Below are 18,211 nucleotides of genomic sequence, written 5' to 3' on the forward strand. Positions count from 1 at the left end.
CAGTTATAAAACTACTCTACTTCAAAAACCGCCTGAATTTCTACGGAAGAGCCTACAGGAATAGATGAAGCTCCCAAAGTAGCTCTGGCATGTTTTCCTTTTTCTCCGAAAACTTCAACCGCCAGATCAGAAGCAACGTTCATTAGATCTGCATGTTTTGTATAATCATCTTTGGTATTGAAAATTCCTGTAAGTTGTACACACTGCTTCACTCTGCTTAAATCTCCTCCTACCGCTTCATTCAATACAGAAATAACATTCAGCATCGTTACTTTTGTTGCCTCTTTTACCTGCTGTTCATTAACTTCCACTCCTAACTTTCCGGGATTGAAAATTTTGCCGTCTTTCAAAGCAACCTGATTGATAAATACCAGATTTCCGGAACGCACAAACGGCTGATAATTCCCTGCCGGTTTAGGAACCTGAGGAAGGGTAATATTTTTTTTCTTCAGTATTTCACTGAAATTCTGGTGATTTTCAACAGCAGTTACTATTTTTTTAGGATGCGTATCCTTTAGTGCCCATACTACTTTTGCAAAATTTCTTCCCTGAAGTTCGGCAATATTTCGCTCTCCTTTCGTAGGCCTTTCCACATCTTTTAAAGAAGCCATGCTCGTAACTCCCAGTACTGTATTCCCCTGTGGAATCGCTTTATTCAATTCTTCTGTTCCGCGGATTCCATTAGACACCAATACCATTCCGTGTACGGCAAGACTGTTCCAGAATGCCTGAAGTGCCAGTTCTTTTCCGGCTCCACTTCCTGCAGACATGAAGACGGTAGCCGGAACTCCTTCCAAAGCATGGCTGGTCCACAACTGAACAGTTTTTGATAAGAATTCGCTCATTCCTGTACTGATGTTCCCGAAATAAACCGGTGATCCAAAGGCAATTCCATCATAATTTGTAAGTTCATCTACTGTTGCCACTGGTATATTCTTCAGGTTGGGATTTTCTGAAGCTTTGACCAATTTAATATAAGGAACTGCAATATTTTCACTTTCAATTCCTTTGGCTATTTCTTTAGCCAGGTTGTAAGTTCCTCCATTATCTGAATGGATGAGAACTAATATTTTAGCTTTATTTTGTGCCATAATGTTGGTGGTATTAGATAATAAAATTAAAATAAAAAAAAGACATAGTTTTTTCATTCTGAATAAGATATAGATTATATGTTGGATTAATTATTTGATAGTACAAAATTACTACTGTCGTTTTTATTAAATTTGCCAAAATATACATACAAAACGACAACATGAAATGTGGACTGATTGAAAAAACGGAAAGCCAGTTTGTAGATTCCATCAACAAAGAAGCTTATGTATGGTGCGAAAAAAACTGGAAGCATGACGATTATGAGCATATGCACAACCGTGCACAGCTTACTTTTGTAGAGGAAGGCTATCAGTATTTCCATATTGACCAGAAAATTTATCTTGTCCCACAGCATCATGTCATCTGGATTCCTTCAGAAAAAGCTCACAAAATAACCTCGGAAGCCCAAACAGTCAATCTGATGGTATTCCTGTTCAAATCGGTTTTTGAAGAAGAATTTTACCAGCATGTTCAGGTATTTGCTGTTCCGCCTGTTTTAAAGGAAATGCTTTTGTATGCCTCAAAATGGAATCAATTATTGGAAGATAATGAAGAACAGGACATCTTTTTTAAAGCCATTTTAAAGAGCCTTCCCAACTTCTGTAAGGAAAGCAGCGGTCTGGAAATTCCTGTACCTACTGATGTAAGACTGATCCCGGTATGTAATGAGATCAATTCTCATTTTAAATATAATATGGATATTGATGCTCTGGCTGAAAAAGCACAAATGTCTGTGCGAAGCCTGCAGAGAATTTTTAAAAACGAAACAGGAATTACCTTACAGAAATATCTTCAGCTGACAAGGATTTTAAAAAGTATTGAACTAATCGATACCAGACAATACACTTTGAGTGAAGTAGCTTATAAAGTGGGTTACCAAAGTCTATCAGCATTCACGTCATCCTATTTTGCCATCATGCAGACCAAGCCAAAGGTGAATAAGAATTAAGGGGTTTCGTCATGAGGCATATCAACAGGTTTTGATTCGGGAGAGCCTTTTTCACGAAGCCAGATCGATAAAAGAACCAAGGAAGCTACCGCCAGAAATTCACTCTGCCAGTTCTGAAAAGATTCAAACCAGAACCTTGATTCTGAAATATACTGCATTGCTGTAACGGAAGGTTTACTTTTCATCATCTGTTCATCATTAAAATCCGTTAAGCTTCCATAGAAATGCAAAATAAAGCTTGCCAGGAAGAGAATTGCAAAAGCAAGTGATAAAGAGTGTTTGTAGAGTTTCAGCCATATGCCGCCTTTTTTAACTGGCCATGGCGCTTTGGGATGTGCAACAGGTTCTTTGTCAACATCTTCCTCTTCTGTCATAGATTTTGATTCACTGGAGCCTTTTTGCCGCAGAGAAATCGTTAGTAAAACATAGAGCATCATCTGAAGAAATTCGCTCTCCCAGTTTTCAAAGGTAGCCTGGATAAAATGACCGCTATGAATGTATTCAGTAATCTTTAACGCAGATTTGCCGTTTTCAATAAGTTCTTTGTTTTCAGTTCTCCAACCCATAAAAAACTGCCCTGCAAGAAATATAATCATCAGAGTAATCAGAACAATACTTAAGCTGTTGCGATACAGGAAACTGGTGCGTGACATAACTTTTAATTTAAATGTTTAAGGTTCAAGGTTTAAAGTTTAAAGTTTAAGGTTTATGAATCACGTTTTTGATAAGGAAATACTTTCTGCAGATTCTTTGTGGTGGGTCCGGTAAGGATTTTCCCATTGACATTGAACCTGGATCCATGGCATGGGCAGTCCCAGCTCAGCTCTGCACTGTTCCACCGGACTTCACATCCGGCATGCGGACAGGTACTTCTGAGAAGGTGCAGTGTGCCGTCATTTTCTTTATAAAGGGCGTAAGATTCGGATTCATACTTAATGACTTTTGCCTCTCCTTCTCCGACTTCTGAGAAGGAATCAATTTTCTCAGTTAAAATTTTATCTTTTATAAAATCAAATGCAACGGTTGCAGTTTCTTTCACAAAATCTGAAAATCCTGCAATAGGTTTTATTCTTGAAGGATTGAATAGTTCTCCGTATTTACTTTTTCCGGTACTAATCAGATCATGCAGGATCTGTGAAGAAAGGGTCCCGAATATCATTCCATTTCCTCTGAAACCGGTAGCTGTAAAAATTCGTTCCTTACTTCCGGGAAGTTTTCCAATGTACGGAAGTCCATCTATAGGTTCATAATATTGGCTGGACCAGCTGTAAAATACAGTTTCCACATCAAAGTATTTTCTGACATAATTTTCAAGAATTGAAAAACATTCTCCGGTATCGTCTGCATGCCCAGTTTTGTGATCTTCGCCCCCAGCAATCAATAGATTTTCACCATCAATATTCTGAATACGATAATAATGATAAGGTTCACAGAGATCATAGCCAAGTTCCCACGGATATTTATCATTTTTCATAGTAAATGCCATAGCATAGCTTCTGTAAGGCGCATTCGTAAAATGAAGCAGATTCACTCCAGGCGGAATATGAGTGGCATACACTACATGCTTGGCTTTTATTTCTCCCTGAGAAGTTTTTAAAATAACATAGTCTTTCTGCTCATCATGTTCTTTAACAAGACAATTTTCCAGAATAGAACCTCCCCGTTTTATAAAGGCTTCGCAAAGTCCTTTAATATATTTTACAGGATGAAAATGCCCTTGCCCCGGAATAAGCACCGCTTCTTTAAATGGTATAGGAAAAGGAATCTCATTTACATAATTCATTTCATGACCTACCTTAGCTGCTCCTTCTGCAATATCTTTTAACCGTTCTTCCTGTTTTTCGTCCAAAGCAAAAAGGTAAGCTGACTTCCTTGTGAAATCACAGCTGATCTGATATTTCTGAATATTATCTTCAATAATGCTGATGGCATCAGTTCCGGACTGTGCATACAGTTTAGCATGATCCAGTCCAAAATCACGGATAACCTGATTAAAAGTTGTATCAAAAAAATCATTTAAATGAGCAGTTGTACCTCCGGTTGTTCCGAATCCAATATTCACAGCTTCCAGGATAATACATCTTTTTCCGGATTCCTGGAGCTTCACTGCTGTTGAAACTCCGGTAATTCCGCCGCCTACTATGGCAACATCAAATAATGAATTGAGATCAGTTTCTGTAGAAAATTTTCTGACCTCTTCCTGCCATATGCTTTTTCTTGCTCCGTCTCTGTACATAACCAAATATTTTAATGTTAAACTTATCTGACACTCAATATATCACTTTCAGGAAGCCCTGTTTTATCGGTATTGGAATGATTTTTTTTGGTCTCTTTTTCTATTTTCATCTTCGTCAATATTACATCTGCACTATGCAAAAGCAAATAGATTGATAACGCCTAAAATAAGTGCTGTAGATTTCATATTTTAACTATTTAATGTTAACCGTTTACAATCAGCCCTCCATTGGGATGTAGTACCTGGCCTGTAATCTGTGAAGCATCTTTACTGGCCAGAAACAAAAAGCTAAGAGCAATTTCTTCCGGTGTGGCATTTCTCTCCAGAGGAGGTTTTTGGGGATTTTCTTTCTCTTGATCAAAAGTTTCTTCGGTAAGCGGTGTAGCCACAGGTCCCGGAGCAACAGCATTCACACGGATTCCTTTTGGTTTTGCCTGAAGTGCCAATGAGCGGGTGAAGGAAACAATAGCTCCTTTGGTTGCAGAATAATCAAGGAGTTCAGGATGGCCCTGATACGCTGAAACCGAGGTAGTGTTGATAATACTTCCACCTTCTTTCAGATATGGAAATACTACTTTCGTTAACAAAATCATTCCTACGATATTGGAATCAAAAGTCTGTCTGATGTTTTTTTCTTCAAGTTGTTCAATGCTTTCTGCCGGAAACTGAACACCAGCATTATTAATGAGAATATCAATTTTTCCGAATGATGAAATAACTTCTTTTACCGTTTCTTCACAGAATTCATAATCATTGATATCTCCCTTGAAAATGATACATTTTTTATTCAGTTTTTCAATTTCCGCCTTTGTTTTTCCGGCATCGTTGTCACTTGAATGGTATATAATAGCAATATCAGCACCTTCCAGGGCAAAAAGAAGAGCTACAGCCTTTCCTATACCGCTGTCTGCTCCGGTAATTAAAACAGATTTATTTTCTAATTTTCCTGTCATACCAATCTTTTTATTCTTCTGCTGAAGGTTTCTGCATTTCAGACATTCTATGAGCTGCCATACTATCACTGGCTATATTGGCCATTGCTACGGAAAGTTTGTTTTTTAACCCTGATATTATTTTATCATCACCGCTCATCAGGGCATGATAACCATCAGCAGCCACCTCTTCTGGTGAAGCCAGATTATCTCTGTCTTCCAGTATTTTACTTCTGTTCATATCTGCTTTATTGAAGAAATCCGTGTCTGTAGGACCTGGCAATAGAGCCGTTACTGTAATTCCTGAATCTTTCAGCTCTTCACGAATGGCTTCAGACCATGATAATATAAATGCTTTAGTACCATGATATACCGAATGCCACGGACCAGGAGCTTTACTGGCAACAGAGGCCAGATTTAAAATTTTCCCTGATCCCTTGGGCAGACGGTCCTTTAAAAACAGTTTGGTCAATATGATGACTGAAATGATATTTAACTGGACAATGTCTACTTCCTTGTGAATATCCGTATCCTGAAATTTCCCATACACTCCCTGTCCGGCATCATTCACCAATATTTCAGGGCTTATTCCATTCATTTTTAATTCGGAATAAAGAGAATAGACCTCTTCCTGTAAGAATAAATTTTTGGAGATGCTGATCACATTCACTCCGTAATTTTTGAATTCACCGGCTTTTATTTTCAGCTCTTCATGATCTCTGGCCACAATTACAAGGTCATAACCGTTCTTTGCAAACAGTTTTGCCAGTTCATAACCTATACCACTGGTAGCCCCTGTAATAAGGGCATATTGATTCTTGCGTTCCATAGATTTATTTTAAGATTAAAAGCCTGTTAAGTTCACTTTTAAAACATCCCAAAATAAATTCTGTGTAATACAGCTGGGCATTCAGGGCTTGTGTTTTCGGATGCAATTCCAGTTTTTTAGTCAGAACAATCTCACCTTTGTAAGAGAATGAGAAATAGGCAAAAATTTTATAGCCGGAATTCCTGATTGGCGTACAATAGCCGGTTGTAGCGATAGACCAGTCCGAGTCGTACAATTTTGCAACATTTAATGCCATTGTTTCGGCAATATTTTCGGATACGCAATCACATTCTTCGGCTTCCTGTCTGTCCACTTTTAGTAATTTTACTTTTTCTGACAAAGAATAGGTTGTCATTCCTCCTTTGTAGAACATAGAAGCATTAGGCATCTGTGAGAAAGCCAGCTGCAAACATCCTGAAGTAACACTTTCTGCAATAGAAATGCTCTCATCGATGGTCATCAGGGATTGGCTTATATATTCAAGAAGATTTTTTTGAAAATCCATAATAATATTTTTTGTGAGGTTAAAAAAAGGCTAAAAAAAGCTGCTGAATGAATAGACAGCAGCTTTGCTTTCATATTAAAATATTTAAAATGATGGGTGTGAAGGGTGTTTTATGATTATGCGTTTCTCTCCTTTTCAAGATCCCAGACTCTGTGCTGAGCAATAGCCTTGATGAATTTATCTGTTGGATCTCCGTCCTCCCATGTAATGATTGCAGGATCCTCATGCTGTTTCGCTGATACATTGGAATTATGATAAAGTACCTCTGTATCCTTTCCAAAGTAAATTGCTTTACAGTGTTTATATGCTTCATTGATAAAATGCAGAACCAGATGTTTGTTTTCAGCCATCATCAGTTCTTTTACGGAATCTTCTCCCGGACAGATGACAAGAGCATCAAAACAGACACTTGCCGTACTGTTAAGAGAATGTTTGGGAGTCAGTTCGGAACCGTCATTCAATTTTACAGGAGCTACACTGGTTGCAATCAGTTCCACTCTGGCGCCTTCTGCTTCGAGTTTAGCTTTAAGATTATTAACAGTTTTGCCATCAGCGCCATTCGCCAGAATAAAACCTATTTTCCGGGTTTTAATGGTATTTTTAATGGTATTCTTCATGCTTAAAGCATCAGAAGTCTTTGTACGAGGCTCTTTTTCTTCGCTTTGAAGGTCTATGATATTACTATCCGCTGGCAGACTTTGATTGGGCCATTCCAGTTTTTTAACTTCTACTCCTAATTTTTCTGCTACTTTTCCGGCAAGATCTGTATCAATATAGGCCAGCTGACCTACCAGTCTTTCTCTGATCTCGGGACGGGTGACTTTTGACAATTCAAAAATCAATGCATTTTGAAGGTGCGTCTTCTCCGGTGTTGACTGACTGTTGTAAAATAGTTTAGCCTGTGAATAATGATCTACAAAACTTTTACTTCTTTCTCTTATTTTCTCTCCGGAAACTCTTTCCTTCTGAGAGGTAAATCCGCCTTCAGACATCATGGCCTGAAAAGGACATCCGCCACCTATGGAATTGGGCTCATAGCTGCTTTTTCCTTTAACGATCTGCTGTCTCATATGACCATCTCTTTGGTTGTTATGAACGGTGTTGATAGATCTGTTGATTGGTATTTCATGGAAATTGGGAGATCCCAGTCTTGAGAGTTGAGTATCGGTATAGGAAAATAATCTTCCCTGCAGCAACGGATCATTGGTGAAATCAATCCCTGGAATGATATGTCCCGGGTGAAAGGCAACCTGCTCAGTTTCTGCAAAGAAATTATCCGGATTTCTGTTTAATGTCAAAGTTCCTACAATCTCTACCGGAACTTCTTCTTCGGGAACCAGTTTTGTAGGGTCAAGAAGATCAAAATCAAATTTGTGTTCATCTTCTTCAGGAATCAACTGTACTCCGAAATCCCATTCCGGATAATCCCCATTTTCAATAGCTTCCCAAAGGTCTCTTTTATGAAAATCAGAATCTACTCCGGAAATCATCTGTGCTTCATTCCAGGCTACGGAATGAACTCCTAATCTGGGTTTGAAATGGAATTTTACAAAATGAACTTTTCCTTCTTCATTGATAAATTTGAAAGAATGTACCCCAAATCCTTCCATCATTCTCAAACTTCTCGGGATGGCTCTGTCACTCATTACCCACATAATCATATGCATACTTTCGGGCATCAGTGAAATAAAATCCCAAAATGTATCATGAGCAGATGCGGCCTGCGGAATTTCATTATCCGGCTCCGGCTTTACAGCATGTATCAGATCCGGAAATTTGATGGCATCCTGAATAAAAAATACAGGAATATTATTGGCTACAAGATCATAATTTCCTTCTTCTGTATAAAATTTCACAGCAAATCCACGGGCATCTCTCGCAAGATCGGTACTTCCTTTACTTCCTGCAACGGTTGAGAATCTTACAAATACCGGAGTTTCTTTTCCCAGTTCTGTTAAAAATTTTGCTTTGGTGTATGCCGCAAGACTTTTGCTAAGTTTGAAAACGCCATGTGCACCGGATCCCCGTGCATGAACTACCCTTTCAGGAATTCTTTCATGATCAAAATGGGTAATCTTTTCTCTCAGAATAAAATCTTCCAGCAATGAAGGGCCACGCTCTCCGGCTTTTAAAGAATCCTGATTGTTATTGATCTTTAAACCCTGATTGGTAGTCAGTTTTTCATTTTCGTTAGAAGTACTGTGTACATCCAGTTGTTCTGCTTTCTTGTTGTGTTCGTTGGTGTTCATATTCATAATCTTTTTGTAGTTGGTGTATTTTCTTTCAAAAGCAGTTAAATAATGGGGCGCAGAAATTACTCTGTCTTATTTCCCAGAATTTCAAGAAGCCTGTTGATATATTCTTCCTCCTTCAGGACTTTATAATAAGCTGTTTTAGCATACAAGGTAAATGCAGGTGATTCAAATCTTATTTCAGCATCCATATCTGTAGTTTTCGTTGTGTTGTTAGAATGAAACTCCTGGATATTGAGGATATATTCTTCGAGATAAGTATCTATAACTCCTTTCAGAACTTCACAGGTAGCATTGTTTTTAATCTTTTCTAAAGACTTAATCAGAAAAGCTGTTACTCCGTAAGAATTCATAATAGACGGAAATAATGACTCATTTTCTATTGCATTATTTTTGCTATTCAATTCGGAATGTTGCAAAGTGTCGTTTTCAAATGTCATAGTCAAAAAATGGTATTAGTTATTGGAAACTTTCAAATATTGTTCAAAATAATGAAGGTCATTTTTATCTTTTATGGATAAATAAAACATGATCTGTTCCGGTTCTTTTAATCCGATACTGCCGAAACAGTCGAAATGAGCAATTAACGCCTGTATATTTTCAATATCAATATCTTTCAGAATGATAAATAGCAGGAAGATATTTTCTCTGATCTCTTTTGCATAAATTGCGGCTCCGTCCTCGAAGCACTTTCCTGTATGGGACACTTTTACAAAATCTTTGTGTCTCAGTGTTTTTATAATTTTCTGACAGTCCATATATTTTGATTTCATGATTAAATAAGCCATAAAGCTACATGGCTTATTGTATAGTTTAGTCTTCTTGTTCTGCATCAAAGTTGATGGATGTTTCTGCAATATCTGTAAGATAAGAATCAGTGTCTTCTTCTTCCTGAAGGGTTCTTTCAAGAAGATCCGCAGCTTTATCATGTCCCATGGTTATAGCTAGCTGAGCCAATCCGCCATAAGTGGCAATTTCGTAATGTTCTACTTTCTGTGCGGCAATAATTAATGCTACATCTCTTGTTGCAGTACCGTCTTCTGTAGCTTTGATAACTTCTTCCCCTTCTTCAATAATCCCTTTGATAGCCTTACATTCTTTCTTTTCAGGCTTTTCATCAATGAGCTGGAATACTTTTTCCAGTCGTTCAACATGTTTTTGGGTCTGAAGATGATGGTCTTCAAAAGCATCTTTCAATTCCTCTGCAGTAGCAGCTTCCTGCATTTTTTCCAATGCGTCCAGAATGGCATTTTCAGCAAAATAAATATCCTTTAGGGCACTTACAAAGAACTTATGAAGCGGTGAATTTTTCATTTCATCCTTGTTGACTGTTTCTTTATCTGCCGTTCCTTTTTTGGTGGCAGGAACTGCACTATTATTTTCTAATATCTTATTGGGCATGGTGTGAATGGTGTTTGTTATTAAAGGATTACCTCTTTTTACTTGATTAAAGAAACAATCCTGGAAAAAGAATTATGAATTACGTCTCACTCCAAATAATGAGACTTTATTGTCCGTAGTTTCCTGAATTTCTAGTGTTCATAACTGATTTTTTTATATTAATATTAGTGATACGTATTACAGCCCGTAGCTAGTATTAGACGGCAACAGTTAGGTATCGGTAATTTTAAACGATAACAAAAGCAAAGTGCTTTTTGCGTGCCTTTTACTAAGGTCTTAAGAATTATATGGAAAGAATGAATGTCAAATGTACGACAGAATAACTCACTATTTTATGATCTGAGTCATCAAAATGAATATTAATATAAAATTTTTCGATCTTTTAAAGAAAGCATTCCTTCTTTTTCCATCTTTTTTAAGTTTCTGATCACTGTTTCTACACGCAGACCCGTAAGATTGGCAATCTGCTGCCGCGTAAATGCAATATGGTAACACTGATGACAGTCTTCATCGTGATAGCTTTTAAGATAATCAAGTAAGCCTTTCAGCCTCTGCATAGGGTTTTGCGATGCCAGACTCTGCATCATTTTCAATTTATAAAAAATTTCCTGGGAGAGGCAGGCATTCATTTCGAGAGAAAGATCAGGATTCTGCGTGATCATTTCAAAGAAATTATTTTTGGGAAGTCTTATAATCCGCGAATCCTCAAGACATATGGCATTGATTGGATAATTCTGATTAAGGAAAAGCATGGCTTCTCCAAAGCTTTGTTTTTTGCCAAGAATATTATGAATGAATTCTTTTCCGTTTTCATTATAATTATTCAGTTTTACTTTTCCTTCGCTGATCTGAAAATAATAAAGCGCATGATCCTCTTCTCTAAAAACCGACTCCCGTTTTTTATAATCCCTGTTTTCTGCACCAAAAGAGTACAGAAGGCTTTCATCAATATTCATGCAGCTTATTGTTTTCATATTTTACTAGGTTTTTCAATGAAAAAAATTACAAATAATATGCCTAAGTTAATACAAAATTTTACGATTTTCAATTCTTACAATTTTATCTCTTTCCATATGTTTGATAGTCCTTATAGCAGTTTCCACACAAAGACCTGTAAGGCTTGCCATTTGCTGCCTTGTTAGCGGAACCAGAAAAGAATAAGGGCTCAGATCCTTTTGAGAACTTTTAAGATAATCCATCAATCCTCTCAAGCGTATGGAAGGGTTTTGTGAGGAGAGACTCTGCATCATAATGAATTTATAATAAAGGCGTTCTGAAAGAAAGCTGTTTACCTCCATATATAATTCCGGAGATTGATTCAACAGATTAAAAAAAGAAGATTTATGAAGTCTGAGAACACTACATTCTGTAATAGTTTCTGCATTCATAGGATAAGGTTTTTCTATAAATAGAATGGATTCTCCACAGCTTTCCCCGTCAGATAAAATGTTCTGAATAAATTCTTTCCCTTCCTCATTGTAATTGTTGAGTTTTACTTCCCCTTTAACAATCTGATAATAATAATTAGGAATATCCCCTTCACAGAATATAATTTCTGAAGGGTTATAATATCTCGTTTCTGCTCCCGCTGAAATCAAAATGTTTTCGTCGATAACCATAATAGCCTTTTTTGGAATTGTTTTCTTCTTCCTATCCTCTTAGTCTCAGTAAAAATAGTATTGGCAATCGATTGTAAGTTGCATGCAAAAACCGCACCTTAATTATTGATCAGAATGTTAAATAAAGTTAAATAAATTGTTAATTCCAATCACTTTCAAGCTTATTGCTCTAAACTTATCAAAGAATCCGCTTTATATGCATTTTTTTGCAATTAAAAAAAGTCCGATATTCATCGCAACATTTTGATTATTAAAGCAAAAGCCCGGTTTCTGTATGAAACCAGGCTTTCTATAAGGAGTTCCCAAAGGATTATTGGGGTATTATTCTTAATATATTTTAATTATTTCGCAAATTTTTTAGTTCCTGCAACACATAAGATCACGCCTACCGTTACCCCCAGCATTCCCATACTCACCTGCTCATGAAGAAGCCAGGCAGCCAATGCCAGACCAAAGAAAGGCTGAAGCAGCTGCAGCTGTCCCACAGTAGCAATTCCTCCTTGTGCCAATCCTTTATACCAGAATATAAATCCAATAAACATACTGAAAAGAGAAATATAGCCCAATCCAAACCATCCCTGGAAACTAACATGGCCAATATCCTCAGGAAAATAAATAAAGAATAAAGGAATCATCACAGGCAATGCCAGTACCAAAGCCCAGGAAATCACCTGCCAGCCACCTAATGTTTTGGATAATTTTGCGCCTTCAGCATAGCCCATACCGCATAAAATAACTGCCAACAACATCAGAATATCGCCAATTGGTGACGCTGATATTCCTTGTGAAACAGCATATCCAATCACTAAAAGACTTCCTACAATTGAAAAAAACCAAAATATAGGATGAGGCCTCTCACCCCCACGGAAAACTCCAAATATAGCGGTTGCCAAAGGCAGCATTCCCAGAAATACAATGGAGTGAGCCGAAGTAAGATACTGAAGAGCCAATGCAGAAAGAAGCGGAAATCCTACCACACAGCCAAGGGAAACCAGAAGCAAAGGAACGAATTGTTCCTTCACCGGTCGCTTTTCTTTGCCCACCCATAATACGATTAAAGCCAATACTCCGGCAACAGCTGCACGAACTACTGTTACAAAAGTTGGGCTCATTTCCATTACCGCTAATTTGGTAGCGGGCAGCCCTCCACTAAATAATACAACACCAATGAAGCCATTGATCCATCCGCTTATATTTTCATCTTTTGTTATCTGATTTGTCATCATTGTAAGAAAGGTTTTAATTGATGGTTCAAAATTAGAAAGGATAATTTGATAAACACAGTATCAGTTTTGTATATTTGCATGAGCACAGTTTGAAAATATGAGCAAAGAATTTTTATACACAGAAATTGCAGACGGAATTGCAGGGCAGATCAGAAATGGCATTTTAAAGAGCGGCGACAAGCTTCCTTCGGTAAGAATGCTATGCCAGGAACATCAGGTGAGTATGAACACCGCTAAACGTGTTTTCCTTGAACTGGAATCACAATCTTTGATAGAATCAAAACCACAGTCGGGATATTTTGTAAGCCAGCTGCTCTCTGCAAAACTTCCTTTACCCGAAGTAAGCCGTCCGTCATTGATTGCCAATAATGATGAACCGGATGAGCTGATCAGTAAAGTGTATGAAAATATGGGCAAAAAGGACCTTACTTTTTTCTCTATCGGTATTCCGTCCGGAGATCTTTTACCTCAGGCAAAACTGAAAAAAGAAATAGTGAATGCCACCAGAGAATTAAAAGACGGAGGTACTGACTATGAAGAACTTCAGGGAAATCTGAAGCTCAGAAGAATGATTGCTATACGTTCTTTGCAATGGGGAGGAAACCTGAGCGAAAATGATTTGATTACCACCAATGGCGGAATGAATGCTCTTTCTTTCTGCTTAATGGCTCTGGGAAAACCAGGAGACACCGTTGCTATTGAAAGTCCCTGTTATCCGGGTATTTTACAGCTGGCAAACGGATTAGGCCTAAAAGTACTGGAACTTCCCACCCATCCTACTACCGGAATAGAAATTGAAGCCTTAAAAAAAGTAATTCCCAAAATAGATCTGTGTCTGTTGATTCCCAACTTCAATTCTCCGCTGGGAAGCTGTATGCCTGATGAAAATAAAAAAGAAATTGTAAAAATATTGTCGGAAAACAATATTCCGCTGATAGAAGATGATGTGTATGGAGACCTTTATTTTGGTTCCAGCCGTCCAAAATGCTGCAAATCTTTCGATAAAGACGGAAATGTACTGTACTGCAGTTCAATTTCAAAAACACTAGCTCCCGGCTATCGAGTTGGCTGGATTGCTCCTGGGAAATACAAAGATAAGATCATGAAATTAAAACTCCTGCATTCCACATCTTCTATTTCTATTGTGAATGAAGCTGTTGCCAACTTTCTGAAATCCGGGAAGTACGAAAAACACCTTCAGCAGCTTCGCAGAACCTTACAGTTCAACTATCAGAATTATGTTCAGACTATTGCAGAATCATTCCCTGAAGGCACCAAAACCAGTCGTCCACAGGGAGGATTATCATTATGGGTAGAATTTGATAAAAAAATCCGGACAACAGAATTATATGATCTGGCCATCAAGCAAAACATCAGTATAGCTCCCGGAAGAATGTTTACTTTTCAGGAGCAGTTTGGAAACTGTATGAGACTTTGTATAGGGCTTCCCTGGTCGGAAAATACACAGGCAAAGCTCAGACAGGTCGGAAATCTTGCTAAAAAAATTTATTTAAAGTAAGGAGACTGGAAGATGGAAGTTATTATGGTTTTAAGAATAGATTATGCCGATTCTTATTAAGGATGTTTGAATAATAACTGTCAAGTTCTTTTGTGTTTACCAGAGCTTCAAGCTTCCCTCTCCCATCTTCCAGCCCTCTTTATTTATTATCAGGAACGAAGTTTTTTCTTGCCAGTTCTTTTCTTACACGGCTAAGACTCTCAGGAGTAATCCCCAGATAAGAAGCAATCATCCATTGTGGAACTCTCAACAGTAAATCCGGATACATTTTAATAAATTTCATGTATCTTTCTTCTGCCGTCTCTCCCAATAAAGAATTGATCCTGTTTTGAAGACTTCTGATATGTTTCTGCAGCAGAAAATCACTTCTCTCAATACTGTTTGGGAATTGTTCCACCAATTTATTAAAGAAATCAGGATGTAAAAACAGAACCTCTGAATCTTCCACTGCTTCTATATAATAAATGGATTTTTCATTGAAATAAAGACTGCTTCGGTCAGAAATAAGCCAGCTTTCCGGGGCAAACTGTATAATATGTTCTTTTCCGTTTTTATCAATAGAATACATTTTTATCAGTCCTTTTTCTACAAAGAATATATGACGGCATATTTCGCCATACTGAAGAAGAAACTGGTTTTTAGGAATTTTCTTTACCTCATAGTGCAGGCTGCAGGTGTTCACGTTTTGAAGCGGAACATTTAAAACTTTAGCTAAATAATTATTTATATTCTTCATGATACAATCTGGCTTAAAGAAATATCCTGGTGTGAAGCATTGTTTATGGACTTTCCGTTCTCAATTACAATGAGCTGCGGGCTTTCGTGTCTGATCTCAAAATCTGCGGCTATTTTATTAGAAACAGATCGGTGAGCCAGAAGATCCAGATAATAAACATGAACCGGCTGATCTGAACTTTCCACTTCCTTTTCAAAGTTTTTCAGTACTGTCTTACTGATGAAACAGCTTGTTGAATGCTTGAATATAGCAATTTTATTCTGAAAAGAGTCTTCTATAGCCTTTGTAAGGTCTTCCTCAGACTCTATCTTTTTCCAGAATGATTTTTGATCAGGGGTTTCGCTTTTTCCACCAAATATTTTATCAAAAAAACTCATACATTAAATTGTTTTAGATGGTGATCAAGATGTTTATATTCTAAAAATGTCCAGTCTTTTTCAGTCATTTTACCGAATAGTCTGTGATGATCCGGCAGCCTGTTTTTTTCACAAGCTTCCCGGAATTCTTCCAGCGTTTTCAGCAGATTGGTTTTTGATACATCAAAATCACACTCAAAATTAACGATTAGTTTTTGAAAAGTAGGCATGTTTCTGGGAATTCCATTATTGAAAACATACATTTCTACTTTTGTAATGATTCCTATTGTCTGGAATACCACATTAATACGGGGAAGTTCAATTTTTTGCAGGGCTACCTGAAGAACTAGATCACAATGCTTTACCATTTGGCATACGCTCATTCTCCCCCATTTTCCTATGGAGTTTTCAGATAACAAAGAAATTCTCTTTACAATTTCGTTGTAGTATATGGGATTATCAAGACGCTTTCTTACCAACCTTTTTCTTTCTTCAGATTTTCAATATGAGCAAAATGATGATTACAATGCCAGGTGTACAAAGCAAGGCTTTCTCTTAAATCATAATTTTTATTGTGTTCAGGATGATGAAAAGTTCTTTCAAACTGTTTATTGGTAAGGCTTTTAAGAAGTACCACCCATCTTTGGTGTGTTCCTTTCAACATTCTCATGGCCGGCTTTACAGGCATATGGAAACTGTCCTGCAGTTCTGCCCATTTCGCTTCATCATAGGGTTTTATTGTAGGATTATCTTCCGTAAGAGCCAGTTTAAAACGGATAAAACTGTTCATATGACTGTCTGAAAGATGGTTCACAAGCTGTCTTACCGTCCAGCCACCTTCTCTGTAAGGAGTATCCAATTCGTCGTCTGTAAAATGTTCAATGAGATTTTTTAGCCTGCCGGGAAAGTCTTTAATCACTTTGATATAAGTATCCAAGGTGGTGTCACAGATGCTTTCAGGAGCTTCAAACGGTCCTATTGGAAACTTTTTTTTCTCTAAATCACTCATTGTTCAAGGGTTTTAATTTTTAAATATTGCCGATTTGTCCGATCATTTTCTTTTCAGACAATTTTTCAAATATCACTGGATGTAAATTTATCAAAAATTCAAGAATCTAAGGTGAATAAAGCATTAATTGTACAGATAATGATTTTTGTGGTACCAATTTTTCACTAAAAAAGGCTTCAAGTGTATCAACTGAAGCCTTTTTTTTATTTAAATCAAGTATTAATAACCGTGTAAATCAATACCTTCTGTTCTTTGCAGGGTTACTTTTCTTCCCATTTTCTTTTGAATCACCCTGAAATGCTGTAATTCGTCATCCGTTAGAATGCTAATTGCTGTTCCTTTTTCGTTGGCACGCCCTGTTCTACCAATGCGGTGGATATAATCTAAAGGAGAACGCGGTAATTCGTAGTTGATAACACATGGCAGAGATTCAATATGAATTCCACGGCCAATCAGATCTGTAGCCACCAGAATCTGAGCTCCATTTACTTTAAATTCTTCCAGATTATTTCTACGGGCACCCTGTGACTTTTGACTATGAATCGCCACAGCTTTAATTTTATTCTTTTTAAGCTTCTCTACCAAATTGTCTGCAGATCTTGTGGACGAGACAAAAATAAGAGCTTTTTCAACTTTCTTTTCCTTAATTAAATATCTTAAAAAAGGACCTTTATTTTCCGGAGAAACATGATAGGCCAGCTGTTCGATATTATCTATCTCAACTTCTTCTTTTTTAATTTCAATAATGGTAGGATTAATGGACAGACGTTCTTTCATCTCAGAAACTTTATCATTTAAAGTTGCTGAAAATAAAGTGGTTTGTTTGGCTACCGGCATCATTGCAAAAAGCTTATTCATCTCTTCACCAAAGCCAAGCTGAAACATTTTATCTGCCTCGTCAATCACCAGATGTTTAATTCCTGAAATACTCAGGGCATTATGATCAATTAAGTCTAATAAACGCCCCGGAGTTGCAATCAGAACTTCCACCCCAAACATTCCTTTCATTTGCGGATTGATAGAAACTCCTCCATAAACAGCCATTGTTCGGACTTCTCTTTTCAGATTTTCTGTAAAAGCTCTGAATACTTCATCAATCTGAATAGCCAGTTCACGGGTAGGAACCAATATTAAAACCTGAACATTACGGTCTTTTTTAACTTCCGAATTCTGTAGTTTTTCTAAAATCGGCATCACAAAACAAGCTGTTTTACCAGAACCTGTCTGTGCAATTCCCATCAGATCTTTCCCTTGTAAAATTACGGGAACGGCCTGCTCCTGAATTGGAAATGGTTTTAAATACCCCAATTTGTTAACAGAACGAATAATATTGTGTGATAATCCTAAAGACTCAAATGACATAAAAAATACTTATTTCCTGCAAAGATACGTTATTGATATTTGGTGTATATCCCAAAAATGCCATACTTTTCAAAGAAAATACAATTATTTTAATTGTAAACCACTCATTTCGGGAGTATTGAAAATTTACATTGCCGATTTGTCCGATAATTCTTTTTTGGACAAATTTTTGTGGTTTAGTTTTTTTA

At 37.2% G+C, this 18,211-nt stretch carries 20 protein-coding genes; 2 read left to right on the forward strand and 18 right to left on the reverse strand.

Translation table 11 applies throughout. The features are described 5' to 3' along the window. Positions 1 to 11: 11 nt before the first annotated feature. A complete protein-coding gene (locus ODR02_RS07735; RefSeq protein WP_309512052.1) occupies positions 12 to 1,091 on the reverse strand; it encodes an Atu1372/SO_1960 family protein in 1,080 nt (359 codons plus the stop codon). 161 nt (positions 1,092 to 1,252) lie between these two features. Here ODR02_RS07735 and ODR02_RS07740 point away from each other — a divergent pair, with 161 nt between their 5' ends. Next, on the forward strand, positions 1,253 to 2,041 hold the full coding sequence (locus ODR02_RS07740) for an AraC family transcriptional regulator (RefSeq protein WP_309512053.1): 789 nt from the start codon (positions 1,253 to 1,255) through the stop codon (positions 2,039 to 2,041). Here the strand turns inward: ODR02_RS07740 and ODR02_RS07745 are convergent. The 12 genes from ODR02_RS07745 to ODR02_RS07800 form a co-directional block, all read right to left on the reverse strand. After that, entirely contained in the window at positions 2,038 to 2,694 is a 657-nt protein-coding gene (locus tag ODR02_RS07745; protein WP_209784472.1) for a DUF6766 family protein, read from the reverse strand. The two genes, ODR02_RS07740 and ODR02_RS07745, sit on opposite strands and share 4 nt — an antisense overlap. A gap of 53 nt (positions 2,695 to 2,747) precedes the next feature. Next, a complete protein-coding gene (locus ODR02_RS07750; protein WP_309512054.1) occupies positions 2,748 to 4,277 on the reverse strand; it encodes an FAD-dependent oxidoreductase in 1,530 nt (509 codons plus the stop codon). 203 nt (positions 4,278 to 4,480) lie between these two features. Further along, positions 4,481 to 5,230 (reverse strand): SDR family oxidoreductase, encoded by a 750-nt coding sequence (locus tag ODR02_RS07755; protein ID WP_309512055.1) that lies wholly within the window; start codon positions 5,228 to 5,230, stop codon positions 4,481 to 4,483. Positions 5,231 to 5,240: 10 nt separating this feature from the next. Further along, on the reverse strand, positions 5,241 to 6,038 hold the full coding sequence (locus ODR02_RS07760) for an SDR family NAD(P)-dependent oxidoreductase (RefSeq protein WP_309512056.1): 798 nt from the start codon (positions 6,036 to 6,038) through the stop codon (positions 5,241 to 5,243). Between the two features lie 4 nt (positions 6,039 to 6,042). Continuing rightward, positions 6,043 to 6,543 (reverse strand): CinA family protein, encoded by a 501-nt coding sequence (locus ODR02_RS07765; RefSeq protein ID WP_209784476.1) that lies wholly within the window; start codon positions 6,541 to 6,543, stop codon positions 6,043 to 6,045. A gap of 116 nt (positions 6,544 to 6,659) precedes the next feature. Continuing rightward, positions 6,660 to 8,798, reverse strand: coding sequence for a catalase (locus ODR02_RS07770; protein ID WP_309512057.1), 2,139 nt, complete (start codon positions 8,796 to 8,798; stop codon positions 6,660 to 6,662). 59 nt (positions 8,799 to 8,857) lie between these two features. Further along, positions 8,858 to 9,235, reverse strand: coding sequence for a hypothetical protein (locus ODR02_RS07775; RefSeq protein ID WP_309512058.1), 378 nt, complete (start codon positions 9,233 to 9,235; stop codon positions 8,858 to 8,860). Positions 9,236 to 9,250: 15 nt separating this feature from the next. Further along, positions 9,251 to 9,553 (reverse strand): hypothetical protein, encoded by a 303-nt coding sequence (locus ODR02_RS07780; protein ID WP_209784479.1) that lies wholly within the window; start codon positions 9,551 to 9,553, stop codon positions 9,251 to 9,253. 55 nt (positions 9,554 to 9,608) lie between these two features. Next, complete coding sequence (locus ODR02_RS07785) at positions 9,609 to 10,196, reverse strand: ferritin-like domain-containing protein (protein WP_309512059.1); 588 nt, start codon at positions 10,194 to 10,196, stop codon at positions 9,609 to 9,611. Between the two features lie 359 nt (positions 10,197 to 10,555). Next, a complete protein-coding gene (locus ODR02_RS07790) occupies positions 10,556 to 11,170 on the reverse strand; it encodes a Crp/Fnr family transcriptional regulator (RefSeq protein WP_245169705.1) in 615 nt (204 codons plus the stop codon). 48 nt (positions 11,171 to 11,218) lie between these two features. Next, positions 11,219 to 11,815, reverse strand: coding sequence for a Crp/Fnr family transcriptional regulator (locus tag ODR02_RS07795; protein WP_209784481.1), 597 nt, complete (start codon positions 11,813 to 11,815; stop codon positions 11,219 to 11,221). A 341-nt stretch (positions 11,816 to 12,156) separates the two neighbouring features. Then, the gene (locus tag ODR02_RS07800; protein WP_209784482.1) at positions 12,157 to 13,041 is read right to left on the reverse strand and encodes a DMT family transporter; all 885 of its coding nucleotides are present in this window, start codon (positions 13,039 to 13,041) and stop codon (positions 12,157 to 12,159) included. A 97-nt stretch (positions 13,042 to 13,138) separates the two neighbouring features. On the opposite strand from ODR02_RS07800, the gene ODR02_RS07805 reads away from it, so the two are divergent. After that, positions 13,139 to 14,560, forward strand: a complete 1,422-nt coding sequence (locus ODR02_RS07805) for an aminotransferase-like domain-containing protein (protein WP_209784483.1) — start codon at positions 13,139 to 13,141, stop codon at positions 14,558 to 14,560. A 139-nt stretch (positions 14,561 to 14,699) separates the two neighbouring features. Here ODR02_RS07805 and ODR02_RS07810 read toward each other — a convergent pair whose 3' ends face one another. From ODR02_RS07810 to ODR02_RS07830, 5 genes are all read right to left on the reverse strand, one after another. After that, positions 14,700 to 15,296, reverse strand: coding sequence for a Crp/Fnr family transcriptional regulator (locus tag ODR02_RS07810; protein WP_089691886.1), 597 nt, complete (start codon positions 15,294 to 15,296; stop codon positions 14,700 to 14,702). Then, complete coding sequence (ytxJ, locus tag ODR02_RS07815; protein WP_209784484.1) at positions 15,293 to 15,673, reverse strand: bacillithiol system redox-active protein YtxJ; 381 nt, start codon at positions 15,671 to 15,673, stop codon at positions 15,293 to 15,295. The genes ODR02_RS07810 and ytxJ overlap by 4 nt, the downstream gene beginning before the upstream one ends. Then, the gene (locus tag ODR02_RS07820) at positions 15,670 to 16,131 is read right to left on the reverse strand and encodes a DUF1569 domain-containing protein (protein ID WP_280893504.1); all 462 of its coding nucleotides are present in this window, start codon (positions 16,129 to 16,131) and stop codon (positions 15,670 to 15,672) included. Before ODR02_RS07820 ends, ytxJ begins: the two co-directional genes overlap by 4 nt. Then, positions 16,125 to 16,661, reverse strand: coding sequence for a YfiT family bacillithiol transferase (locus ODR02_RS07825; protein ID WP_309512060.1), 537 nt, complete (start codon positions 16,659 to 16,661; stop codon positions 16,125 to 16,127). Before ODR02_RS07825 ends, ODR02_RS07820 begins: the two co-directional genes overlap by 7 nt. Positions 16,662 to 16,880: 219 nt before the next feature. Next, positions 16,881 to 18,023, reverse strand: a complete 1,143-nt coding sequence (locus ODR02_RS07830; protein WP_209784486.1) for a DEAD/DEAH box helicase — start codon at positions 18,021 to 18,023, stop codon at positions 16,881 to 16,883. Between the last annotated feature and the right edge of the window lie 188 nt (positions 18,024 to 18,211).

It is taken from the genome of Chryseobacterium sp. CFS2 (assembly GCF_036543225.1).
GTDB lineage: Bacteria > Bacteroidota > Bacteroidia > Flavobacteriales > Weeksellaceae > Chryseobacterium > Chryseobacterium culicis_A.